Genomic DNA, 24,025 nt, shown 5'->3' with positions numbered 1-24,025 from the left:
TGACCTTGAAACAGCCGGTCTACGGCACTTATGTCGTCTATTCTGTGGAATCTCAGAAGGGGCGATTTGAGGTCTTGTCGGACAAAACCCATGCCGATTCGGCATAGGGTAGGCGTTTACGGCATTAGACGGCCACCTCCTGCATGGGAATAGTTGCGCCTTTTTTCGCCTGCCAAAGAGCCTTTCGGGCTCGGTTTGGGCGACCTTCTACGGGGGTGCAGGTTTCTCTCTTTTGCGCTTTCGAGCGCTCTAGCCTGAGCCTGCGCCCGAGTCCACTTGAAGTAAGGGTAATGACATGAAGAAGGCAAAACTTAGCCTCGCCTGGCAGATCCTGATTGGTCTGGTCCTCGGGATTGCAATCGGCGCGCTGCTCAACCATTTCAGTGCTGAAAAGGCCTGGTGGATCAGTAACGTTCTGCAACCTGCCGGCGATATCTTTATCCGTCTGATCAAGATGATCGTAATCCCAATCGTGATTTCTTCACTGGTTGTCGGGATTGCAGGCGTGGGGGATGCGAAGAAACTCGGTCGTATCGGTTTTAAAACCATCATTTACTTCGAGGTGGTCACCACCATCGCGATCCTGGTCGGCCTGGTGCTGGCCAACGTGTTCCAACCCGGTGCCGGGATCGACATGAGCACCCTGGGCACGGTCGATATCTCCAAGTACGCGGCCACTGCTGCCGAAGTAACGCATGAGCATGCGTTTATCGAGACCATCCTCAACCTGATTCCATCGAACATCTTCGCAGCCATGGCGCGCGGTGAGATGTTGCCGATCATCTTCTTCTCGGTGCTCTTCGGTCTCGGTTTGTCGAGCCTGAACGCCGAACTGCGCGACCCGCTGGTGAAAACCTTCCAGGGCGTGTCCGAGTCGATGTTCAAAGTCACCCACATGATCATGAACTACGCGCCAATCGGTGTGTTTGCCCTGATCGCCGTGACCGTCGCCAACTTCGGTTTCGCTTCGCTGGTGCCACTGGCCAAGCTGGTGCTGCTGGTTTACGGCGCCATCCTGTTCTTCGCCGTGGCGGTGCTGGGCCTGATCGCCAAGCTGTTCGGCTTCTCGGTGTTCAAGCTGATCCGCATCTTCAAGGATGAACTGGTGCTGGCGTACTCCACCGCCAGCTCCGAAACCGTGCTACCGCGCGTGATCGAGAAGATGGAAGCCTACGGCTGCCCGAAAGCGATCTGCAGCTTTGTGGTACCGACCGGCTACTCGTTCAACCTTGACGGTTCGACCCTGTACCAGAGCATCGCGGCAATCTTTATTGCCCAGCTGTATGGCATCGACCTGTCGATCAGCCAGCAACTGCTGCTGGTCCTGACCCTGATGGTGACCTCCAAAGGCATCGCCGGTGTACCGGGCGTGTCCTTCGTGGTACTGCTGGCCACCCTGGGCAGCGTGGGTATCCCGCTGGAAGGCCTGGCCTTTATCGCCGGTGTTGACCGTGTGATGGACATGGCCCGTACGGCCCTCAACGTGATCGGTAACGCCCTGGCGGTACTGGTGATCTCCCGTTGGGAAGGCATGTACGACAGCGCCAAGGGCGAGCGCTACTGGAACTCGCTGCCGCACTGGCGCAGCAAGGAAGCCCTGCCAAAAGGTGAGTAACCTCGCCTGGTAGCGCAACGCCCACAAACCCCGGCCTTGGCCGGGGTTTGTTGTTTCTGGGGGTTGGCCGCTATCATTCGCACCATCTTCCAGGAGTTTTCTTGATGCTCAACGGCCTATGGCTCAGCTTTTTCGTCGTCGCTACGGTGTCGGCGCTCGCCCAATGGCTGGTGGGGGGCAACGCGGGGATCTTCTCGGCGATCGTGGAAAGCATCTTCGCCATGGCCAAGCTGTCGGTCGAAGTGATGATTTTGCTCTTCGGCACCCTGACGTTATGGCTGGGTTTTCTGCGCATTGCCGAAAAAGCCGGCATCGTCGACTGGCTGGGCAGGGCGCTGGGGCCGCTGTTCAAGCGCCTGATGCCGGAAGTCCCGCCCGGTCACCCGGCGCTGGGCTTTATCACCCTGAACTTCGCGGCAAACGGCCTGGGCCTGGACAACGCCGCCACGCCCATCGGCCTCAAGGCCATGCGTGCCCTGCAAGAGCTCAACCCCAGCCCGACCAGCGCGAGCAATGCGCAGATCCTGTTTCTGGTACTCAACGCCTCGTCCCTGACCCTGTTGCCGGTCACCATCTTTATGTACCGCGCCCAGCAGGGAGCGCCGGACCCGACCCTGGTGTTCCTGCCGATCCTGCTGGCCACCAGCGCCTCGACCCTGGTCGGCCTGCTCTCGGTGGCCATTGTGCAGCGCCTGCGCCTGTGGGACCCGGTGGTGCTGGCGTACCTGGTGCCTGGCGCGTTGATCCTGGGCGGCTTCATGGCGTTGCTGGCGACCCTGTCGGCCACGGCGCTGGCCAGCTTGTCGTCGATCCTGGGCAACCTCACGTTGTTCGGCCTGATCATGCTGTTTCTGGTGATCGGCGCGCTGCGCAAGGTCAAGGTCTACGAAGCGTTTGTCGAAGGGGCCAAGGAAGGCTTCGACGTGGCGAAAAACCTGCTGCCATACCTGGTGGCGATGCTCTGTGCGGTGGGCGTGTTGCGAGCATCCGGAGCACTGGATTTTGGCCTGGACGGCATTCGCCATGTGGTTGAGTGGCTGGGTTGGGACACGCGCTTCGTCGACGCGCTGCCGACGGCGATGGTCAAACCCTTTTCGGGCAGTGCGGCGCGGGCTTTGTTGATCGAGACCATGCAGACCCAGGGCGTAGACAGCTTCCCGGCGCTGGTGGCGGCCACGGTGCAGGGCAGCACGGAAACCACGTTCTATGTGCTGGCGGTGTACTTCGGCGCCGTGGGCATCCAGCGCGCCCGGCATGCGGTGGGTTGCGCCCTGCTGGCGGAACTGGCGGGGGTCGTGGCGGCGATACTGGTGTGCTACTGGTTCTTCGGTTAATCCGGGGGCCTTTGTGGGAGCGGGCTTGCTCCCACAGTTGAAGTTTTTTTAAGACCTTGTAGTCGCTGCCGTAGGCTGCGATGAGGGTCGCGAAAAATTCAGAATAACGGGTTGCTCCGCAACCCTTCGCAGCCTTCGGCAGCGACTACAGGGCTTGGGGGGCTTTACGCCACACACTCACCAGCCACGGTTGCTGGTCACGGGGCAAGCCAGCCGGGCGGTAATAGTGCTCCAGCTCGGCAAACCCTGCAGCCGTGAGCATCGACCGCCAGTGCTCCAGGTCGTGATACGCCCCATACCGCTCACCGTTCCAGCCTTCACGGTTGTCGCCGCGTGGGTTGGAGCTGAGCAGTACGCCGCCGGGTTTCAAGGCCGCGTGCAGTTTGCTCAAGACCTGGCCCAGTTCCTGGGTCGGCACATGGAACAGCGAGGCGTTGGCAAAGATCCCGTCGAAGCGTTCAGCGGGCAAGTCGAGCTTGAGAAAGTCCTGGTGCCACACTTCACAGCCGCTGTCTTCACGCGCCATTTGGGTGAAGCGCTCGGTGCCGTCCAGGCCAATGGCCACATGACCCAGGCGGGTGAAGGCCTGCAGGTCGCGCCCCGGCCCGCAGCCAAAATCCAGAATCGTGAACGGTGCCGTGCCCGGGATATGGCGCAGCAGGGCATCGATGTTCTGGCTTACATCGTGGTCGCGGGTGCCTTCACGGAAGCCTTCTGCACTTTGTTGATAGTGGCCCAGCGTGATGGCGGCAATCTGTTCGAGGGTTTTAGTATCGAGGGTCATGGCAGGTTCAGTCGGCGGCGGGGCGGGCCGCCGACTATACCTCAGCGTTTGTTCAGTGCCAGGGCCAGGCGGTCACCGCCCAGCTGAATCACGGCCACCAGGATCACCAGCAGGACGATCACCGTGAGCATCACCTGCGAGTCAAAACGCTGGTAACCGTAACGGTACGCGATGTCGCCCAGCCCGCCAGCACCAATCGCACCGGCCATCGCCGACGAGTTGATCATCGTCACCAGGGTGATGGTGAAACCGCCGACAATCCCCGGTAAAGCTTCGGGCAGCAGCACATGCCAGATGATGTGATGGCGCTTGCAGCCCATTGCCTGGGCGGCTTCGATCAGGCCGTGATCCACCTCGCGCAGGCTGACTTCGGCGATGCGCGCAAAGAACGGGGTGGCAGCGATGGTCAGCGGTACGACCGCGGCCCATACGCCGTAGGTCGTGCCCACGATCAGGCGGGTAAACGGGATCAATGCCACCATCAAAATCAGAAACGGGATCGAGCGAAACAGGTTCACGAACGCGCCCAGTGCCTTGTTCAGTTTCGGGGCCTCGTAGATTCCGCCCTTGCCGCTGGTCACCAGGATCACCGCCAGCGGAATGCCCAGCACCAGCGCAATCAGCGACGACACGCCGACCATCAGGAAGGTGTCGATCACCCCCTGCCACAAACGATCAAACCCCATAGCCCACCACCTCGACCTGTTGCGCCCATTGTCCGGCGCGTTTACGCAGCTCTTCAGCGCCCAGCGAAGTGCTGGTCACGCTAAGCAGCAGTTGGCCCAGGGCATGGCCCTGGATATGTTCGACCCCGCCGTGCAGCAGCCGCACCTGCCCCCCCAGTGCGCTGAACAGCGCACCCAGGTCGGGTTCGTGTGCCTGGCTGCCGGTAAAGCGCAAGCGCAGGACCACGCTGGCCTGCGCCGACAGGGGCTGGGCCGTGATGCGGCTTTGCAGCGCGGCGGGCAGGGTGTCTTGCAAGGGCGCGAGCAGGGTTTTGCTGACGTCATGTTGCGGGTCACCGAACACTTGCCATACCGGACCTTGCTCGACCACGCGGCCTTGCTCCAGCACTACCACGCGCTGGCAGATATCGCGGATCACGGCCATTTCATGGGTGATCAGGATGATGGTCAGGCCCAGGCGCTGATTGATTTCGCGCAGCAGGCCGAGGATCGACTGCGTGGTTTCGGGGTCCAGCGCCGAGGTGGCTTCATCGCACAGCAAAATCGCCGGATCGTGAACCAGAGCGCGGGCAATGCCTACGCGCTGTTTCTGCCCGCCCGACAATTGCGCCGGATAAGCCGTGTGCTTGCCTTGCAGGCCGACCAGTTCCAGCAGCTCGCGCACTTTTTGCTCGCGCTGCAGCTTGGGCACGCCCGCCACCTTGAGCGGCAGTTCAACGTTCTGCCATACGGTTTTGGCCGACATCAGGTTGAAGTGCTGGAAGATCATGCCGATCTTGCGCCGCAGCGCCACCAACTGGTCTTCGTCAAAACCGGCGATATCCACCTGATCAATCAGCACGCGCCCGCTGCTGGGCTGCTCAAGGCGGTTGATGGTGCGAATCAGCGACGATTTGCCTGCGCCGCTGCGGCCAATAATGCCGAAGATTTCGCCGCGCTGGATCGCCAGATCGATGCCCTTGAGGGCGTCTACCGGGCCCTGGCGACCGTCATAGGTTTTGCCGATGCCGATAAAACGCACATGGGCGTGGCTCAGCCCGGGGTGCAGCTCGGTGTGATTGGCGCCGGGCTGCGGCTGGTCGAGCCGCTCGCGAGCAATAGCCACATTCATGGTCAGCCTCCCCAGCCAGGCTGGTACAGGGTGCCGTAGGTCTTATCCAGCGAAGCCTTCACGACAGGCGAGTGCTGATAGATATCGATGAACTTGGCCAGACGCGGGTCGTCCTTGTTCTTGGGCTGGATCACGAACTGAATCACATACTCGGGGTGGTCAATGCCGTCGAACAGCAGCGCCGACTCGGCATCGAAGGTTTTGGACAGGCGGATGTAGGCCGGGTAGCCCTGCACCAGGTCGGCATCGTCGTAGGCGCGTACCAGTTGCACGGCCTCAACCTGCAGGATCTTGATGTTTTTCGGGTTGGCGATGATGTCTTCTTCGGTGGCCTTGTAGCCGACGCCCGGTTTGAGGGTGATCAGCCCGGCCTTGGCCAGCAGTTGCAGGCCGCGCCCGCTGTTGATCGGGTCGTTGGCGATGGCCACGGTGGCGCCTTCAGGCAGGGCATCGAGGCTTTTGTATTTTTTCGAATACAGGCCCACGTTGTTGATGATGCCTTTGGCGTAGGGCGCCAGATCAAAGCCGGCGGCGGCCTTGGCGTTTTCCAGGAAGGGGATGTGCTGGAAGTAGTTCACGTCGATATCGCCGCTGGCGAGGCTGACGTTTGGCGCGATCCAGTCGGTGAACTCCACCAGCTCGACCTTGAGCCCTTGCTTGTCGGCCTCGGCCACGGCGGTTTCCAGGGGGATGGCGAAAGCGGCGGTAGTGCCAACCTTGAGCGGCTTGTCAGCCGCGTGGAGCAAACCGCTAAACAGCCCGAGGGCCAGCACCAGTGCGTGTTTTTTGTTCATGGTGTTTTCTCAGTCAAATAGTCGGAATTCGAACCCTGTGGGAGCGGGCTTGCTCGCGATGGCAGCGCTGCGGCTTGCCTGACAGATCGCGTCGCCAGTATCGCGAGCAAGCCCGCTCCCACAAAAAAGCAGTTATGCGCTGTGCCTGAAGGCCGCGCCCGTATGCCGTTGTGGCAAGTGCGCGTCACCATCGGCAAACAGCTTTTGCCGCAGGCTGCCGGTGTCATAAGCCGTCTTGTAGGAACCCCGGCGCTGCAGTTCGGGGACCACCAGGTCGATAAAATCGACGTAGCTTTCAGGGGTGACGATGCGGGTCAGGTTGAACCCGTCCAGGCCCGTTTCTGCAATCCAGGATTCCAGCTCATCGGCCACTTGCTCAGGTGACCCCACCAAGGTGATGTAACGCCCGCCCAGGGCGTGCTGCTCCAACAGCTTGCGCCGGGTCCAGTCGTTGTTTTGCAGCACTTTGGTGGCCGACTGGATCGCGTTGCTCTTCACGTACTGAATCGGTTCGTCCAGTTCGTAATCGGCAAAATCGATACCCGTGGAACTGGAAAAGTGCGCCACGCCGGCTTCGGCACTGGCGTAGCTCAAATACTCATCACGCTTGGCCAGTGCCTCGGCCTCGGTGGGCGCCACGATCACGTTCAGGCCCATAAACAGCTTGATGTCGTCCGGGTTGCGGCCCGCCGCCACGGCGCTGGCACGCACCTTGTCGACCTGGGCTTTGGTCGCGGCCTTGGTCTGCCCGCTGATAAACACGCACTCGGCATGGCGCCCGGCAAACACCAGGCCGCGGTCCGAACTGCCGGCCTGAAACAGTACCGGGGTGCGTTGCGGTGACGGTTCGCTGAGGTGATAACCCTCCACCTGATAGAACTCACCTTCGTGTTTGACCTTGTGCACCTTGTCGGGCCGGGCGTAGATGCGTTGTACCGGGTCGTTGAGCACGGCGTCGTTTTCCCAGCTGCCTTCCCAGAGCTTGTAGAGCACTTGCAGGTACTCATCGGCCTGATCGTAGCGCCGGTCATGCTCGACCTGCTCGGTCAGGCCCATGGCCTTGGCGGCGCTGTCGAGGTAGCCGGTGACGATATTCCAGCCCACACGACCACGGGTCAGGTGGTCCAGGGTCGACATGCGTCGTGCGAACAGATACGGCGTTTCGTAGGTCAGGTTGGCGGTCAGGCCAAAGCCGAGGTTTTTGGTGACGGCAGCCATCGCCGAAACCAGCAGCAGCGGGTCGTTGACCGGCAACTGGATGGCCTCTTTGAGTGGCACATCAACCGATTGTTGATACACGTCGTAGACACCCACGATGTCGGCGATAAACAGCCCGTCAAACAGCCCGCGCTCCAGCAGCTGCGCCAGCTCCGTCCAGTACTCCAGGGTGTTGAAGCGGGTCGAGTTGTCCCGTGGATGGGTCCACAACCCGTGGTTGATATGGCCAATGCAGTTCATGTTGAAGGCATTGATGAGGATTTTCTTTTTGCTCATCAGATGGTCCCCCGCAACGGCGGGTTGGCATCGTTGAGGTAGTAATTGCCCACCGCGTGATACTTCCAGCGCACCGGGTCGTGCAGGGTGTGGACCCGGGCATTGCGCCAGTGGCGGTCAAGGCCGTGCTCGGCCAGGGTGGCCTGGCTGCCCGCCAGTTCAAACAGGGTGCTGCCGGCGGCCAGGGAAATCTCGGTGCTCAGGGCCCGCGCTTCGGCAACGGCAATCGAGGCCGCAGCCACGGTGCTGGCATTGGGGTTGGCCTGGGCAATGTCGAGGAACTCGCCGGCACGCTCCAGCAGGGCCTCGGCGGCATGCAAACGTAAGCTCAAGTGGCCGAAGCTTTTGAGGGTCAGCGGGTCTTCGCTGGCGATATCCGTGGTGGCGTCGATCCAGGGCCGGGTTTTTGTGCGCACAAAGTGCAGGGCGTCTTCAAAGGCGGCGCGGGCGATACCGGTGTCGATGGCCGCGTGCAGAATCTGCGCCAGCGGCCCCACCGGGGTCGGGCGCTCGAAGGCGGTCTGGAAGGGGATCACGTCCTGCGCGGCGACCAGTACATTGTCGAACACCACCGAGCCACTGCCCGTGGTGCGCTGGCCAAACCCGCTCCAGTCGTCGATCACGTTCAGGCCGTCGCTGTCGCGGCGCACAAACGCCAGATGCTGGATACCGTCATCGTCTACGACCGAGGTAGGAATCCGCTGCGCATACAGTGCGCCGGTGGCGTAGAACTTGCGGCCGGTGATGCGGTAACCGTGTTCGGCCCTGGCCAGGTGAGTGGTGCGGTCGTGGGCGGTTTTAGTGCCGATTTCAGCCAGGGCATTGCCGAAGCGCTCCCCGGCCAGCACTTCGGCATACAGCCGCTGTTTTTGCTCGTGGCTGCCATTGACCCGCAGCACTTCGAGTGCATAAAAGTGGTTTTGCGGGATTTGCCCCAGTGAGGCATCAGCCGCAGCGATCAGCGCGATCACGTGTGCCAGGGTGACGTTGGACACGCCCGCGCCGCCATAGGCCTTGGGCACGCTGATGCCCCACAGGCCGGTGTGGGAAAACAGCTCCAGTTCATCATAAGGCAGGCGCCGTTCGCGATCGCGCAGGGCGCTGTCGCGCTTGAAATGTGCCGCGAGTTCACGGGCTACGCTCAGGGCCTCGGCATCGCTGTGGATAACCGGGACCTGTTTGGATATCAGTGACATGGGTGTCTCCAGGGTCAGATCCAGGAATGCCGGGCAGGCAGGGTGCCGTTGAGGCGATAGGCGCCAATGGCGTGGTACTTCCAGCGCACCGGGTCGTGCAGGGTGTGCACCCGGGCATTGCGCCAGTGGCGGTCGAGGTTGAATTCGGCCAGGCTGGCGCGGCTACCGGCCAGTTCGAAAAGCTTTTCGCTGGCCAGCAGCGACAGCTCGGTGCTCAGTACCTTGGCTTCAGCTACCGCAATCGAGGCGCGGGCAGCGCCAGCAGCGTCAATCGGTGCAGCGCTGACTTCATCCAGCACGCGGCCGGCCTTGCGCAGCAAGGCTTCGGCTGCATGCAGCTCAATGTGCAGCTTGCCGATGTCGGCGATCACATAGGGGTCATCACTGTTGCGTTCGACCTTGGCGTCGATCCACGGGCGCGAGCGTTCGCGCACAAAGCTGAGGGTGTCGGCAATGGCGCCGCGTGCAATGCCCAGATCGATGGCGGCCTGGATCAGTTGCGATACGGCGCCCTGAATGTTCGGAGCATCGTTGAGGCGCGAACTGTCGACCACCAGCTCGGCCTCCACCCGCACATTGTTGAGCAGCACGGTGCCGCTGGCGGTGGTGCGCTGGCCAAAGCCGGACCAGTCATCCACTACCCGCAGGCCGGGCGTACCGCGACGCACGAAGGCCATGACCTGCTTGCCGTTATCGTCGAGCGCCTTGACCGCGATCCAGTGGGCAAACAGGGCGCCGGTGGAGTAAAACTTCTGACCGTTTATGACGAAATCATCGCCATCGGCGGTGATCAGCGCTTTCAATTCCAGGGTGTTTTTACTGCCGCGTTCGGGGCCTGCATTGCCGATGCGCCAGCCTTGCAGCACGCTGGCGAACAGGTGTTCTTTTTGCGCCGGGGTGGCCGTGGCAGCAATCAGGCTGAGAATGCCCACCTGGTTCTGCGGGATCTGCCCCAGCGCAGGGTCGGCCGCCGAGATAATGGCGAACACTTCAGCCAGGGTCACGAATGACACCTGGGGCCCGCCAAATTCCCGGGCAATGGACAGGCTGCCCAGCCCGCTACGGGTGAATTCTTCTACCAGCGACCAGGGCAACTTGCGCTGCAGGTCGCGCTTGCCGGCGTGTTCGCGGGCGTTGGCCGCCAGGCTGCGCGCAGCTTCAAGGGCTTCGTTGTCGGTGCGCAGAACCTGCGCTGCGAGCAACAGAGGCGCGACATCCTGGTCGCTTTGCAGGTGTGCATTGGCCAAGTTGGACATTAGTTGCGCTCCTTGGCTGCACTCAATGCCCTGGCGTTATGCACAAGGGTGATTGTGTTACGGACCATACCTACCTCACGTTTCATGGGGGCGCCGCTTGTGCGGCGCAGATAAAAGCCGAGAGTCCGGTGGTCCGGTGCATATACCCTAATCGAGTATAAAAATTTAAAGAACTAACTTTTAGGAATATGAATAGACGATTCCATCGCCCGCCCGGCCCTAGTTGCGCCAGTTGGGCCGCGGCTCTGCAGCCAGCAGTACCTCCCTTGGAGCGGGGTTGAGGTAGCGTTTTGGGGCGCCGACCTTGAGTACCCGCGCCGGGGCCCAGCGCGAGTTGTTGCCCACGCGGTCGATCACGCAGTAAGTCACCTCCAGCCTGGCGTCTTCGCCGGCCTCCTGGATGATATGCGGGGGCACAAACACGCTGACGGGCTTGTCGATATCCACCTTGCGCAGTTTCGGCACGTCCAGGCGTACATCGCCCCAGAGCAGGGTGATTGCGTCATCGCAGGCCATGTTGCGATAGGGTTCGATCGTCAGCGGCACGCCACGCTTCATCTGGCTGGGGTTTACCCCATAACGCTGGATCGGCAGCGGAATCACCAGCGGCGCAAGGCCCTGGTTTTCCTCGCCAATGGCTTCGCCGCCCGGGCAGTCAAGTTTGACAAAGATTTTAAGTTGCGCAGAAAGAGCCGGGCTGCTGCCGATATGCATTACCCGGTAATAGAGGCGCGCCGTACCATTTTGAATAAAACTGTGCGGCACTCTTAACAGGACAGGCTGGCCAATATCGGCCTTGATAATCTGTTGCGAGGCGACATAACAACCGTCCCAGAACAACTCGACCAGGTCGCCTTCTTCCATGTTCGTGTAAGGGTTTATTGTAATAAGCAAGTGCTCGGCGGCGCGCGCGCAAACAGTATGCCTGGCAGGGTTCGACAGTGCAGGGGCGGCCAGTTTGTTGATGCATGAAGTAAAGGGCATATTTAAAGATTCCTTTCCAGTATGTAAGGGAACGCTACACGTCTGCGCAGGCCAGCCCTCGCGCGCAGTCACGCGTGCTGGCTGCACATTGATAACGCGATAAATATTGACTTGAAGAAGTGGCTGGGTGGCTTTGTATTTATTAGATAAGAGTCCGCGAGGATGGGTGTCAAGGGCGAACAGGGCTAATATAAATGTCCCTGTATTATTCAGAAAGTTCCTACTGATAGAGCGCTTTAACATTGCACTTCAAGTTACGCGGGTACAGGGTTGTCGAATCATCCGTCGTATAAGTGTGTCGCATGCTTAATGGCCTGCTATCGCCGAGCGCCTGGAGGGGCTGAATCACTCAGGGCCTGGGGCATGATGAGTTTTTTTGCGTTTTTGCCATTTATTTCACACTCCGTCTGCATAATCGCCAACGGCGAGGCAGCCGGTTTGCCCGCTTTGTGATATTTAGTTCTGGCCCAACCTTTCGGAAGCCCACTCAAATGGCAACAAACCCACAGTTGATACCGCCTGTTCCCCGGCCCTCACGTTTCAGCCTGCGCTGGTACTCCTGGGTGTTGCTGGCGGGCGCATTGCTCTATGGGCTCGCATGGATCATGCATTGGGATGACCGCGGTGCGCTGTGGGTACTGGAGCGGTTTGAAAGCCAGTCCGAGCAGAATGAGAGCATTTGGCTACCCGACTATCGGGCGGTGATTGATGCCAAGGCGTTGCCGGGGATGGAAAAGGACGAAGCGTCGGACCTGGCCTATAACCCGCTGACCAAAACACTGTTTTCGGTGATGGGCAAAAACCCGTTTCTCGTGGAGCTGACCCTCAATGGCGACGTGCTGCGCAAAATCCCGCTGGTGGGCTGGAGCAACCCGGAAGGCCTGACCGTCATGGAGAATGGCCTGCTGGCCATTGTCGATGAGCGTGAGCATATGCTGAGCATCGTCAATATCGATGCCAACACCAAAAGCCTGAACATTGCCGACTTCCCCAAGTACGACCTGGGGCCTTCGAAAAACCAGAACAAGGCCTTCGAAGCCATTGCCTGGGACCCGCGCCGCCAGCAGCTGTTGCTGGGCGAGGAGCGCCCGCCGCAGTTGTTTGTATGGAAGAGCGACGGCAGCCAGGTGCTCACCGGCAGCAAGCAGAAAGTGCCCAGCGATGAGCTGGACCTGCGCAACCTGTCGGCCCTGAGCGTTGATCCGCGTACGGGCCATACGCTGGTGCTGTCGGCCGATTCGCATATGCTGCTGGAACTGGACGAACTGGGTGAGCAAGTCAGCTTCATTACCTTGCTCGGCGGCTTCAATGGGCTGAAGAACACCATCCCCCGGGCCGAGGGTGTTGCGATTGATGAACACGGTACGTTGTATATGGTGAGCGAGCCGAACCTGTTTTATCGTTTTGAAAAGATAGTGAAGTGATTTTCTTTAAATCAAGTAGGAAAAGGCTTTAACGCTAGTTTCTATCTATTTGCGCATTGGGGATTAAGTTTAAATTCAGGCACTGCTGGTATTTAAGCCGCCTGTTAAATTTAGAGTTATTCCCAATGCGTCCTGTCAGCCGCTCTGCTGTTTTTATTATGTGTATCTTGCTGGTGTTACTTATGGTGTGTAGCGTTGCTGCGCAGCATTATCGTTTGCCGGCCCGCCTGTGGTTTAACGCCAGCCAGTTGTGGCAACCCGTCGAACCAGATGCGATCAAACTGGGCGAATACCGCGCCGTATTGCAAGGCAAAGAGATTAAGGGGATTGAAGACGATGCTTCGTCTCTGACCTTCGATCCCATTCGCCAAACCCTGTTTACCGTGACCAATAAAGATGCCGAACTTTTTGAACTGTCCCTGGATGGTCGGATTTTGCGGCGTATAAAGCTGATCGGCTTTGGCGATGCCGAGGCAGTCGAGTTTGTTGGCGAAAATACCTACGTCATTGCCGACGAGCGTGAACATCGGCTGTTTAAAGTCAAGGTTGATGACAACACCCGGGTCCTGGATGCCCGTGATGCTGAACAATTGACGCTGGGGCTCCATAAACCCAGCAACAAGGGTTTCGAAGGCCTGGCCTACGACCCGGTAGGCAAGCGCATGTTTGTGGCCAAAGAGCGCGACCCGATGCTGATTTATGAAGTGAGAGGTTTCCCCATGGACAATTCCAGGCAACCGTCTGCCATTCATGTGGCGACTCATCCACAACGGGATGCGGGCTTGTTTGTACGGGATTTGTCGGATCTGGAGTATGACAAGCGCACCGGGCATTTGCTGGCGCTGTCGGACGAGTCGAAATTGCTGCTTGAGCTGGGCCTGGACGGGAAGCCGATCAGCACACTGTCGCTGAAAAAGGGTCAGCACGGTTTGACCCGCTCAGTGCCACAGGCAGAAGGCGTGGCGATGGACGATGAAGGGACTATTTATGTGGTGAGCGAGCCGAACCTGTTTTACGTGTTCAAAAAACCGTAGGGCCCGTGGGAGCGGGCTTGCTCGCGATGCAAACGACGCGGTGTACCTGTCACACCACAGCGATTCAATCGCGGGCAAGCCCGCTCCCACACGTGTAAGGCGGGGTTACTTGCTCAGGGTTTTCACGCCTTCAGGGGTGCCCAGCAACAGCAGGTCGGCCGGGCGGGCCGCGAACAGGCCATTGGTTACAACGCCGACAATGGCGTTGATCTGACGCTCCAGCTCAACCGGGTTGGTGATCTGCATGTTGAACACGTCGATGATGATATTGCCGTTGTCCGTCACCACACCTTCGCGGTAAACCGGGTCGCCGCCCAGTTTGACCAGCTCGCGGGCCACATGGCTGCGCGCCATCGGGATCACTTCAACCGGCAGCGGAAATGCGCCCAGCACCGGTACCAGCTTGCTGGCGTCGGCGATGCAGATAAAGGTCTTGGCCACGGCCGCGACGATCTTCTCGCGGGTCAGGGCTGCGCCACCGCCTTTGATCAGGTTGAGGTTTTCGTCGCTTTCATCGGCGCCATCAACATAGAACTCCAGGTCGCTGACCGTGTTCAGTTCATACACCGGAATACCGTGGCCCTTGAGGCGCGCGGCGGTGGCTTCGGAACTGGCCACGGCGCCGTCGAAGGCACCCTTGTGCAGGGCCAGGGCGTCGATAAAGCAGTTGGCAGTGGAGCCGGTGCCGACCCCGACGATGCTCTTGTCATCCAGTTTTGGAAGGATGAAGTCGACAGCAGCCTGGGCTACGGCCTGTTTGAGTTGATCCTGGGTCATGCGGGCTCCGGGGCGGGAAGGGTAAACAGAAAGGCGCTGAGTATAACCCAAGCCTTTAAAACCTTTGGATTCGTATGGTCGCCTGCGTAAACGCTGGGGTAGACTCCTTGGTCCCTGCCAACCCGCCCAGAGAAGCTTTCCGATGCTCGAACAGTACGTTAAGAAGGTCCTCACCTCGCGCGTTTATGACGTTGCCGTAGAAACCCCCTTGCAAGCTGCCAACCAGCTCACCGAGCGCCTGGGCAACCAGATTTTGCTCAAGCGCGAAGATTTGCAGCCGGTGTACTCGTTCAAGATTCGTGGCGCTTACAACAAGCTGATGCACCTGACCGACGCCGAGCGCGCGTGCGGCGTGGTCACGGCGTCTGCGGGCAATCATGCCCAGGGCCTGGCGCTGGCAGCCAAGGTGCTGGGGGTCAAGGCCACTATCGTGATGCCCAAGACCACCCCCGAGATCAAGGTTGAAGGCGTGCGTTCCCGGGGCGGCATTGTGGTGCTGCACGGTGACTCCTTCCCCGAGGCGCTGGCCTACTCCCTGCAATTGGTCGAGAAAGAAGGCTACGTCTACGTTCACCCCTACGATGACCCGCACACCATTGCCGGGCAGGGCACCGTGGCAATGGAAATTCTGCGCCAGCACCCGGCGCCGTTGGATGCGATCTTCGTACCGGTGGGCGGCGGCGGGCTGATTGCCGGTATTGCGGCGTATGTGAAGTACCTGCGCCCGGACATCAAGATCATCGGCGTCGAGCCCGATGACTCCAACTGCCTGCAAGCCGCGATGGCGGCGGGCGAGCGCGTGGTGCTGCCAACCGTGGGGATTTTCGCCGACGGCGTGGCCGTGGCGCAGATTGGCCAGCACACGTTCGATATCTGCAAGGACTATGTAGATGAAGTGATCACCGTCAGCACTGACGAGATCTGTGCTGCCATCAAGGATATCTTCGACGATACCCGCTCGATCACCGAACCTGCCGGCGCGTTGGGCGTGGCCGGGATCAAAAAGTACGTCGAGCAGCGCGGCGTGCGCGGCCAGACCCTGGTGGCAATCGACTCCGGTGCCAACGTCAACTTCGACCGCCTGCGCCATGTAGCCGAGCGCGCCGAGTTGGGTGAAGGCCGCGAAGCCATTATCGCCGTGACCATCCCGGAAGTGCCGGGCAGCTTCAAGGCGTTCTGCCAGGCAGTGGGCAAGCGTCAGATCACTGAATTCAACTATCGCTACCACACCGGCAGCGAAGCGCACATTTTCGTTGGCGTGCAGACACACCCCGAGAACGACCCGCGCAGCGCGCTGCTGGCCAGCCTGACTGAGCAGGGCTTCCCGGTGGTCGACCTGACCGAGAACGAGCTGGCCAAGCTGCATATTCGTCATATGGTCGGCGGGCATGCGGCCAAGGTCAGCGACGAGCTGCTGTTTCGTTTCGAGTTCCCGGAGCGCCCGGGGGCGCTGTTCAACTTCCTCAACAAGCTGGGCGGGCGCTGGAATATCTCGATGTTCCATTACCGCAATCACGGCGCGGCGGATGGCCGGGTCATGGCCGGGCTGCAAGTGCCGGCCGATGAGCGCCATCTGGTGCCGGCGGCGCTGGCTGAAATCGGTTATCCGTACTGGGATGAGAGCGATAACCCGGCCTACCAGCTGTTTCTTGGCCGATAGGCGCTACGCTGATTGAACGGCTCAAGGGATTAATCAAATGGAAACGTTCACAGCGTTAAAACTGCTGCATGGCGCAGCGACACTGCTGTTGTTTGTCAGCGCCGTTACCTTGCTGGTGGTGGCTGTCCGCCGTTGGCGGGCTGGGGATAAAAACCTGGCGGGCGGGGTCGTGCAGCGGCCCTGGAGCTTTGTCTGGGCGCTGATGGGCCTGTGTTTGCTGGCGTTGCCGGTCAGTGGCTGGTTTTTGGTGCATCTGGCCGGTTGGCCGCTGAGCCAGATGTGGCTGCTGGCGGGCAGCTGTTTGTATCTGCTGGGCAGCCTGAGCTGGCTGTGGCTGGTGGTGCGGCTCAATCGCCTGCGGTTGGGGCGAGTGGCCAGGTACCCGTGGCTCACTCTGGTGCTGGCGATTTTTTGTGCAGTCTGCTTTATCGCCATCGCCGGGTTGATGGGCGCCAAGCCGGTTTAAGCACACTTGTTTGTGTGGGAGCGGCGGTGCGACGATTCGACTTGCTCGCGATGGCGTCACTGCGGTCTTGCAGAAAAACCGCGGCGATCTTATCGCGAGCAAGCCCGCTCCCACAGGTTGTGTGTCAGTCGCGCAGCGAGATGACTTCCCAGCCACGCTTGATGGCCTCGGCCCGCAAGTTCGGATCCGGGTCGACCGCCACCGGGTGGTCAACCTGCTCCAGCAGCGGCAGGTCGTTCATCGAGTCGCTGTAGAAGTAGCTGTCTTCCAGGCTGTAGCCGTTTTCTTCGATCCAGCGGTTCAGGCGTGTCACCTTGCCTTCACGGAAGCACGGCACGTCCGTGCTGCGACCGGTGTAGCGGCCATCGACGATTTCGCATTCGGTGGCAATCAAGTGTTCCACGCCGAGTTTTTCGGCAATGGGGGCTGTGATCACACGGTTGGTGGCCGTAATGATCACCAGGGTGTCGCCCGCTTCCCGGTGCTTGGCCAGCAGGGCCTGGGCCTTGGGCAGCATCAGGCTATCGATGCAGTCGCGCATGAATTCGCGGTGCCACTGATCCAGTTGCGCCATGTCATGGCGGCCAAAGATTTCCATGCTGAAATTAAGGTAGGCAGCGTTGTCGAGCTTGCCGGCCAGGTAGTCCTGGTAGAACGCGTCGTTGCGCGCCTTGTAGGCGTCGCCGTCGAGAATGCCCCGGCGGCACAGGTAATCGCCCCAGGCGTGATCGCTGTCACCGCCCAGAAGGGTGTTGTCCAAGTCGAATAAAGCCAGACGCATTGAGGTTACCCGTTGAGTTGCCTTAAAAAAGGCCACCAGAATACGGTCTTTTAACAAGAGTGCACATAAGGCAGGCAGGCGCGTTGCTGCTTTAACAACCTTTGTGGAACAATGCGATGACATGCGTTTGCGAGGTTGTTGCCGTGATCGACCCCGATGGTTTCCGCCCTAATGTCGGGATTATTCTGACAAATGACGCTGGTCAGGTACTTTGGGCTCGCCGTATCAATCAAGACGCCTGGCAGTTTCCACAGGGGGGCATCAACCCTGATGAAACGCCGGAAGACGCCTTGTACCGTGAGCTGAACGAAGAAGTTGGCCTTGAACGCGAAGATGTAGAAATACTCGCCTGCACGCGAGGCTGGTTGCGTTATCGTTTGCCGCAACGCCTGGTTCGTACCCACAGCCAACCGCTGTGCATCGGCCAGAAGCAAAAGTGGTTTTTGCTGCGCCTGGTCTCCAACGAGCAACGGGTGCGGATGGATTTGACCGGTAAACCGGAGTTCGATGGCTGGCGTTGGGTCAGTTATTGGTACCCGTTGGGCCAGGTGGTGACATTCAAGCGCGAGGTCTACCGTCGCGCTCTCAAAGAGCTTGCCCCGCGCCTTTTAACGCGCGCCTGACACGGAGTTCGACCCCGAGCCATGCTCAATACGCTGCGCAAGATCGTCCAGGAAGTTAACTCCGCCAAGGATCTCAAGGCGGCGTTGGGGATTATTGTGTTGCGCGTCAAAGAGGCCATGAGCAGCCAGGTCTGCTCGGTCTATTTGCTTGATCCAGAGACAAACCGCTTTGTCCTGATGGCCACCGAGGGCTTGAACAAGCGCTCGATCGGCAAAGTCAGCATGGCGCCCAACGAAGGCCTTGTGGGCCTTGTGGGCACCCGTGAAGAGCCTCTGAACCTCGAAAACGCCGCCGATCACCCGCGCTATCGCTACTTTGCCGAAACCGGTGAGGAGCGCTATGCCTCCTTCCTGGGTGCGCCGATCATCCACCACCGGCGCGTGGTCGGGGTTCTGGTCATCCAGCAGAAAGAACGCCGTCAGTTCGACGAGGGCGAAGAAGCCTTCCTGGTCACCATGAGCGCCCAGCTGGCCGGGGTTATTGCCCACGCGGAAGCCACGGGCTCGATTCGTGGCCTGGGCCGTCAGGGCAAGGGTATCCAGGAAGCCAAGTTCGTCGGCGTGCCGGGTTCGCCGGGTGCTGCCGTGGGTACCGCCGTGGTGATGCTGCCACCCGCGGATCTGGACGTGGTGCCCGACAAGGCCATCACCGATATCCCGGCCGAAATTGCGCTGTTCAAGACCGCCCTCGAGGGCGTGCGCAACGACATGCGCGCGGTGTCGAAAAAGCTCGCCACCCAACTGCGCCCTGAAGAACAGGCGCTGTTCGACGTGTACCTGATGATGCTCGACGATGCGTCGCTGGGCAGCGAAGTCAAAAATGTGATCAAGACCGGTCAATGGGCCCAGGGCGCGCTGCGCCAGGTCGTGACCGATCACGTCAACCGATTCGAATTGATGGACGACGACTACCTGCGCGAGCGGGCGTCGGATGTGCGCGACCTTGGCCGGCGCCTGCTGGCCTATTTGCAGCATGATCGCCAGCAAACCATGGTCTACCCCGACAACACCATCCTGGTCAGCGAAGAGCTGACCGCCACCATGCTCGGCGAAGTGCCCGAGGGCAAGCTGGCGGGTCTGGTGTCGGTACTGGGGTCGGGCAACTCCCACGTCGCGATCCTGGCGCGGGCGATGGGCATTCCAACCGTGATGGGTGTGGTTGACCTGCCGTACTCCAAGGTCGACGGCATCCAGATGATCGTCGACGGCTACCACGGCGAGGTTTATACCAACCCCAGCGAAGTGTTGCGCAAGCAATACGCTGAAGTGGTCGAAGAAGAACGCCAGCTGTCCCAGGGGCTCGATGCCCTGCGCGAGCTGCCGTGCATCACCCCGGACGGCCATCGCATGCCGCTGTGGGTCAACACCGGCCTGCTGGCCGATGTGGCGCGGGCGCAGCAGCGTGGCGCCGAAGGCGTAGGCCTGTACCGCACCGAAGTGCCGTTCATGATCAACCAGCGCTTCCCGAGTGAAAAGGAGCAGCTGGCGATTTATCGCGAGCAACTGTCCGCCTTCCATCCGCAACCGGTGACCATGCGCAGCCTGGACATTGGCGGCGACAAGTCACTGTCGTACTTCCCGATCAAGGAAGACAACCCGTTCCTGGGTTGGCGCGGAATCCGCGTCACCCTCGACCACCCGGAAATCTTCCTGGTGCAGGCCCGGGCCATGCTCAAGGCCAGCGAAGGCCTGAACAACCTGCGCATCCTGCTGCCGATGATCTCCGGCACCCACGAACTCGAAGAAGCCCTGCACCTGCTGCACCGTGCCTGGGGCGAAGTGCGCGACGAAGGCACCGACGTGCCCATGCCGCCGATTGGCGTGATGATCGAAATCCCGGCGGCGGTTTATCAGACCAAGGAGCTGGCGCGCCAGGTCGACTTCCTGTCGGTGGGTTCCAACGACCTGACCCAGTACCTGCTGGCTGTAGACCGCAACAACCCGCGGGTGGCGGATTTGTACGACTACCTGCACCCGGCGGTGCTGCAGGCCCTGCAGTCGGTGGTGCGCGATGCCCATGCCGAAGGCAAGCCGGCGAGCATCTGCGGTGAAATGGCCGGTGACCCGGCGGCGGCGATCCTGTTGATGGCGATGGGCTTTGACAGCCTGTCGATGAACGCCACCAACTTGCCGAAAGTGAAATGGATGCTGCGCCAGGTCAGTTTAAGTCGCGCCAAGGAACTGCTGGCCGAAGTCATGACCATCGACAACCCGCAGGTTATTCGCAGCACCATTCAACTGGCGCTGAAGAACATGGGCCTGACCCGCATGATGAACCCGGCGGCGATCAAGCCGTATTAATAAATGGTCACGTGCGGGAGCGGGCTTGCTCGCAATAGATTCAACCCGGTCAATCTGTCAGACCGTGGTGCTTGCATCGCGAGCAAGCCCGCTCCCACAAAGGATCCTGGCAAGCCGCGAATTCTGCTGCCCATGCATGACCTGTGGGAGCTGGCTTGCCTGCGATGCAGGCGACACGGTCTGGCAGGCACACCGTGTTCATGCCTCTATCCTTACCTCTCCCAACCGCCCCCCATGCGGCCCGAAGCTGTGCTCCACCATCACCCTTGAACCGTCTGCATTCACAATCAGCGCGGTACTGGCACGAGTGCCATAACTTGGGCTGGCGATAAACACACTCGACAGCAAACTCTCCGTGGCCAGCCCCACGCCGGTGTCCGGCAGTTCGCTGAACGGGGCCGTCTGCGCATCCTTGAGCAACGCCAACAGCGCTTGTGGCTGTGGGTTGGCCAGCACTTCGGCCAGCGCAGCCTTGGCCTTGAGCAACTTGGGCCAGGGCGTGTCCAGCCCACCGTTGGACACACCATAAATCCCCGCGCTCAGCGGCTGCGGCGCCAGGTCCCTGGAATTGAAATGCCAGAGCTGATCTGCAGTGCCCAACAACAAATTAAAACCGGCATAGTCGACGGAACGTCGGCCAACGTGCGCGAAATACTCGGCAATAGACTGGTTGCCAGTGAGAAAGTCTGCCACCAGTTCGCCCCGCGAGCGCCGTGACGGCGGCTTGTGCGGCTCACGGATATTGGTCAGGGCCGCAAACCGTCCATCGGCACCGATGCCCAGCCAGGCACCTCCCGCTTCAAGGTCGCGCCCGGCATACACCTGTGGCGCATTGGCCCACTGCGCCAGGGGTTTGGCAGGCCGTGCATAGAATTCATCGCGGTTGGCCGCAACGACCAAAGGCTGTGCATGGCCGGGGCGCCAAGCGAAGACAATCAGACACATGGGCAGTCCTTAATGTTTTTTTAACCACACTACTTATAGATTGCTCGGGCGGCTCGCGCCATACCGTGCAGCGCAGTGGAGCCAAAGCCCTTGCTCCGTTACCATGCGGGTCAAATTTGGGGGGGGCGTCATGGAATTTCTGCTCTATCTGGTACTGGGAGGTTTTGCGGGGGTGCTGGCCGGGCTGTTCGGGGTCGGCGGCGGGCTTATCATCGTGCCGGTGCTGGTGTTCAGCTTCACCTTGCAGGGTTTTGACAGCGGGGTACTGACCCATCTGGCCGTCGGCACGTCATTGGCCACGATCATCTTTACCTCGATCAACTCGATCCGCGAACACCATCGCAAAGGCGCCGTGCGCTGGCCGCTGGTGCTCTGGATGACCCTCGGTATCCTGATCGGCGCCGGCATCGGCGCGTTGACCGCAGAAGCCATTGCCGGCCCCCACTTGCAGAAAATCATCGGCGTGTTCGCCGTGGTGATCGCCCTCCAGATGGCCCTGGGCTTGCAGCCCAAAGCCACTGGCACAGTACCCGGCAAGGTCGGGCTGACCCTGGCCGGGACCGTCATTGGCTGGGCATCGGCGATTTTCGGCATCGGCGGCGGCTCGCTGACCGTGCCGTTCCTGAGCTGGCGCAGCGTGCCGATGCAACAGGCTGTAGCCACGTCGTCGGCCTGCGGGTTGCCGATTGCACTGGCAGGTGCATTAAGTTTCATGATCATAGGCTGGCATAACCCCGACCTGCCCGCGCATAGTCTGGGGTTTGTCTACTTGCCCGCGCTGCTCGGGATTGCCCTGACCAGCATGTTTTTCGCCCGTTTCGGTGCGCGACTGGCCCACAAGCTCTCGCCACGCCTGCTGAAACGGCTGTTTGCCGCACTGTTGTTCTGTGTCGGTTTGAGTTTCCTGATCTAACAAGGAGTCGCAATGCTGCCTTACCCGCAGATTGACCCGGTGGCACTGGCCATCGGCCCGCTGAAAATCCATTGGTACGGCCTGATGTACCTGATCGGCATTGGCGCTGCCTGGCTGATCCTGTCGCGACGCCTTAACCGCTTCGACCCGACCTGGACCAAGGAGAAGCTCTCCGACCTGGTGTTCTGGGTGGCGATGGGCGTGATTGTCGGCGGCCGTTTGGGTTATGTGCTGTTTTACGACCTGAGCGCCTACATCGCCAACCCGCTGCTGATTTTTGAAGTGTGGAAGGGCGGCATGGCGTTCCACGGCGGCCTGATCGGCGTGATGCTGGCGGTGTGGGGCTTTGGCAAGCGCAACGGCAAGTCGTTCTTCCAGATCATGGACTTTATCGCCCCTGTCGTGCCGATTGGCCTGGGTGCGGGGCGCATTGGCAACTTTATCAACGCCGAACTGTGGGGCAAGGCCAGCGATGTGCCGTGGGCGATGATTTTCCCGACAGACCCACAACAACTGGCGCGTCATCCGTCGCAGCTTTACCAGTTCGCCCTCGAAGGTGTGGCACTCTTCCTGATTCTTTGGCTGTACTCGCGCAAACCACGGCCAACTATGGCGGTTTCCGGGATGTTCGCCCTGTTCTACGGCATCTTCCGCTTTATCGTCGAATTCGTCCGTGTACCGGATGCCCAGCTGGGCTATCTGGCGTTCGGCTGGGTGACGATGGGGCAAATCCTCTGCATCCCGATGATCGCGGGCGGCCTGTTCCTTATCTGGTGGGCTTATAACCGCGATCCGGCGGCTCAAAAAGCTGCGTAATACATTCGAATGGCGGGGCTTACAAAGCCCCGCATTCAAACGGTAGGAAAACCATGAAGCAATATCTCGACCTCGTTGCCAACGTCATCAAAAACGGCACCCTGCAAGCCAACCGCACCGGCGTGAAGACCATCAGCCTGCCCGGCGCCATGTTGCGTTATGACCTCAAGGAAGGCTTCCCGGCCATCACCACCCGGCGCATGGCGTTCAAATCGGCCATTGGCGAGATGTGTGGCTTCTTGCGCCCGGTCAACAGTGCCGCGGACTTCCGTGCATTGGGTTGCAAGGTGTGGGATCAGAATGCCAACGAAAACGCCCAGTGGCTGGCCAACCCGTTCCGTCAGGGCGAAGACGACCTGGGCGAAATCTACGGCGTGCAATGGCGCAAGTGGCCGGCCTACAAGCAAGTCGAGCGCAGCAATACGGCCGCCATCGAACTGTGCCTGAGCCAGGGTTACCGCCAGATTGCCGAAGGCGAAGAAGACGGCCAGGCCTATGTGGTGCTGTACAAGGCCATCGACCAGGTGCGCCAGTGCGTCGACACCATCATCAATGACCCGGGCAGCCGCCGCATCCTGTTCCACGGCTGGAACTGCGCCCAGCTCGACGAAATGGCCCTGCCGCCGTGCCACTTGCTGTACCAGTTCCACCCGAATGTCGAGACGAAGGAAATTTCCCTGACCCTCTACATCCGCTCCAATGACCTGGGCCTGGGTACGCCGTTCAACCTGACCGAAGGCGCGGCACTGCTGAGCCTGATCGGCCGCCTGACCGGCTATACGCCACGCTGGTTCACCTATTTTATTGGCGATGCCCATGTGTATGAAAACCACCTGGACATGCTCAACGAACAGCTGACCCGCGAGCCGTACCCGATGCCAAAACTGGTGATCTCGGACCGCGTGCCGGAATTCGCCAAGACCGGCGTGTACCAGCCAGAGTGGCTGGGCCTGATCGAGCCGAGTGACTTTAGCCTCGAAGGCTACCAGCACCACGCGCCCATGACCGCACCGATGGCGGTGTAATACAAC

General features: G+C 60.5%; 22 protein-coding genes. 11 read left to right on the top strand and 11 right to left on the bottom strand.

Annotated elements, in window-relative coordinates:
* Positions 1–295 precede the first annotated feature (295 nt).
* Together gltP and BFC21_RS19115 are read left to right on the top strand one after the other, a co-directional pair.
* Entirely contained in the window at positions 296–1,615 is a 1,320-nt protein-coding gene (gltP, locus tag BFC21_RS19120) for a glutamate/aspartate:proton symporter GltP (protein WP_016782761.1), read from the top strand.
* 104 nt (positions 1,616–1,719) lie between these two features.
* Positions 1,720–2,949, top strand: coding sequence for a nucleoside recognition domain-containing protein (locus BFC21_RS19115; protein WP_088378644.1), 1,230 nt, complete (start codon positions 1,720–1,722; stop codon positions 2,947–2,949).
* A 145-nt stretch (positions 2,950–3,094) separates the two neighbouring features.
* Here BFC21_RS19115 and BFC21_RS19110 read toward each other — a convergent pair whose 3' ends face one another.
* From BFC21_RS19110 to BFC21_RS19075, 8 genes are all read right to left on the bottom strand, one after another.
* A complete protein-coding gene (locus BFC21_RS19110; RefSeq protein WP_120266433.1) occupies positions 3,095–3,733 on the bottom strand; it encodes a bifunctional 2-polyprenyl-6-hydroxyphenol methylase/3-demethylubiquinol 3-O-methyltransferase UbiG in 639 nt (212 codons plus the stop codon).
* A gap of 41 nt (positions 3,734–3,774) precedes the next feature.
* Positions 3,775–4,419 (bottom strand): methionine ABC transporter permease, encoded by a 645-nt coding sequence (locus tag BFC21_RS19105; protein WP_016782764.1) that lies wholly within the window; start codon positions 4,417–4,419, stop codon positions 3,775–3,777.
* The gene (locus tag BFC21_RS19100) at positions 4,409–5,530 is read right to left on the bottom strand and encodes a methionine ABC transporter ATP-binding protein (protein WP_088378643.1); all 1,122 of its coding nucleotides are present in this window, start codon (positions 5,528–5,530) and stop codon (positions 4,409–4,411) included. The genes BFC21_RS19105 and BFC21_RS19100 overlap by 11 nt, the downstream gene beginning before the upstream one ends.
* Positions 5,531–5,532: 2 nt before the next feature.
* On the bottom strand, positions 5,533–6,324 hold the full coding sequence (locus tag BFC21_RS19095) for a MetQ/NlpA family ABC transporter substrate-binding protein (RefSeq protein ID WP_083369707.1): 792 nt from the start codon (positions 6,322–6,324) through the stop codon (positions 5,533–5,535).
* 132 nt (positions 6,325–6,456) lie between these two features.
* Positions 6,457–7,818 carry an LLM class flavin-dependent oxidoreductase gene (locus BFC21_RS19090; protein WP_088378642.1) on the bottom strand — a complete coding sequence of 454 codons (1,362 nt, stop codon included), beginning with the start codon at positions 7,816–7,818 and terminating at the stop codon, positions 6,457–6,459.
* Entirely contained in the window at positions 7,818–9,014 is a 1,197-nt protein-coding gene (locus BFC21_RS19085; protein ID WP_088378641.1) for an SfnB family sulfur acquisition oxidoreductase, read from the bottom strand. Before BFC21_RS19085 ends, BFC21_RS19090 begins: the two co-directional genes overlap by 1 nt.
* A gap of 14 nt (positions 9,015–9,028) precedes the next feature.
* Positions 9,029–10,270, bottom strand: a complete 1,242-nt coding sequence (locus BFC21_RS19080; RefSeq protein ID WP_088378640.1) for an SfnB family sulfur acquisition oxidoreductase — start codon at positions 10,268–10,270, stop codon at positions 9,029–9,031.
* Positions 10,271–10,489: 219 nt separating this feature from the next.
* The gene (locus BFC21_RS19075) at positions 10,490–11,254 is read right to left on the bottom strand and encodes a hypothetical protein (protein WP_095003997.1); all 765 of its coding nucleotides are present in this window, start codon (positions 11,252–11,254) and stop codon (positions 10,490–10,492) included.
* A gap of 491 nt (positions 11,255–11,745) precedes the next feature.
* On the opposite strand from BFC21_RS19075, the gene BFC21_RS19070 reads away from it, so the two are divergent.
* On the top strand, positions 11,746–12,678 hold the full coding sequence (locus BFC21_RS19070; RefSeq protein ID WP_088378638.1) for an SdiA-regulated domain-containing protein: 933 nt from the start codon (positions 11,746–11,748) through the stop codon (positions 12,676–12,678).
* Positions 12,679–12,803: 125 nt separating this feature from the next.
* Entirely contained in the window at positions 12,804–13,712 is a 909-nt protein-coding gene (locus tag BFC21_RS19065; RefSeq protein WP_120266432.1) for an SdiA-regulated domain-containing protein, read from the top strand.
* 105 nt (positions 13,713–13,817) lie between these two features.
* Here the strand turns inward: BFC21_RS19065 and rpiA are convergent, their stop codons facing one another.
* The gene (gene rpiA / locus BFC21_RS19060; RefSeq protein WP_016782772.1) at positions 13,818–14,489 is read right to left on the bottom strand and encodes a ribose-5-phosphate isomerase RpiA; all 672 of its coding nucleotides are present in this window, start codon (positions 14,487–14,489) and stop codon (positions 13,818–13,820) included.
* 142 nt (positions 14,490–14,631) lie between these two features.
* On the opposite strand from rpiA, the gene ilvA reads away from it, so the two are divergent.
* Positions 14,632–16,149 carry a threonine ammonia-lyase, biosynthetic gene (gene ilvA, locus BFC21_RS19055; RefSeq protein WP_088378636.1) on the top strand — a complete coding sequence of 506 codons (1,518 nt, stop codon included), beginning with the start codon at positions 14,632–14,634 and terminating at the stop codon, positions 16,147–16,149.
* Positions 16,150–16,186: 37 nt separating this feature from the next.
* Complete coding sequence (locus BFC21_RS19050) at positions 16,187–16,615, top strand: DUF2269 family protein (RefSeq protein WP_088378635.1); 429 nt, start codon at positions 16,187–16,189, stop codon at positions 16,613–16,615.
* 124 nt (positions 16,616–16,739) lie between these two features.
* Here the strand turns inward: BFC21_RS19050 and BFC21_RS19045 are convergent, their stop codons facing one another.
* Positions 16,740–17,396: an HAD family phosphatase gene (locus BFC21_RS19045; RefSeq protein WP_095004001.1), complete on the bottom strand. Its 657-nt coding sequence runs from the start codon at positions 17,394–17,396 to the stop codon at positions 16,740–16,742.
* 143 nt (positions 17,397–17,539) lie between these two features.
* Here BFC21_RS19045 and BFC21_RS19040 point away from each other — a divergent pair, with 143 nt between their 5' ends.
* Both BFC21_RS19040 and ptsP read left to right on the top strand, forming a co-directional pair.
* A complete protein-coding gene (locus BFC21_RS19040; protein ID WP_019828104.1) occupies positions 17,540–18,019 on the top strand; it encodes an RNA pyrophosphohydrolase in 480 nt (159 codons plus the stop codon).
* 21 nt (positions 18,020–18,040) lie between these two features.
* Positions 18,041–20,320: a phosphoenolpyruvate--protein phosphotransferase gene (gene ptsP, locus BFC21_RS19035; protein ID WP_088378633.1), complete on the top strand. Its 2,280-nt coding sequence runs from the start codon at positions 18,041–18,043 to the stop codon at positions 20,318–20,320.
* Between the two features lie 198 nt (positions 20,321–20,518).
* Here ptsP and BFC21_RS19030 read toward each other — a convergent pair whose 3' ends face one another.
* The gene (locus tag BFC21_RS19030) at positions 20,519–21,265 is read right to left on the bottom strand and encodes an NRDE family protein (RefSeq protein ID WP_088378632.1); all 747 of its coding nucleotides are present in this window, start codon (positions 21,263–21,265) and stop codon (positions 20,519–20,521) included.
* 130 nt (positions 21,266–21,395) lie between these two features.
* Between BFC21_RS19030 and BFC21_RS19025 the strand changes: the two genes are divergently transcribed.
* From BFC21_RS19025 to BFC21_RS19015, 3 genes are read left to right on the top strand one after another with little or no spacing between them, the layout of a single operon-like run.
* Positions 21,396–22,178: a sulfite exporter TauE/SafE family protein gene (locus BFC21_RS19025; RefSeq protein ID WP_088378631.1), complete on the top strand. Its 783-nt coding sequence runs from the start codon at positions 21,396–21,398 to the stop codon at positions 22,176–22,178.
* Between the two features lie 12 nt (positions 22,179–22,190).
* A complete protein-coding gene (lgt, locus tag BFC21_RS19020) occupies positions 22,191–22,994 on the top strand; it encodes a prolipoprotein diacylglyceryl transferase (RefSeq protein ID WP_088378630.1) in 804 nt (267 codons plus the stop codon).
* A gap of 53 nt (positions 22,995–23,047) precedes the next feature.
* Positions 23,048–24,019, top strand: coding sequence for a thymidylate synthase (locus tag BFC21_RS19015; protein WP_016782781.1), 972 nt, complete (start codon positions 23,048–23,050; stop codon positions 24,017–24,019).
* Positions 24,020–24,025: the final 6 nt, after the last annotated feature.

This window comes from Pseudomonas sp. TMW 2.1634 (genome assembly GCF_001703595.1).
Classification (GTDB): domain Bacteria; phylum Pseudomonadota; class Gammaproteobacteria; order Pseudomonadales; family Pseudomonadaceae; genus Aquipseudomonas; species Aquipseudomonas fragi.
This window is presented reverse-complemented; position numbering and strand designations above follow the sequence as displayed.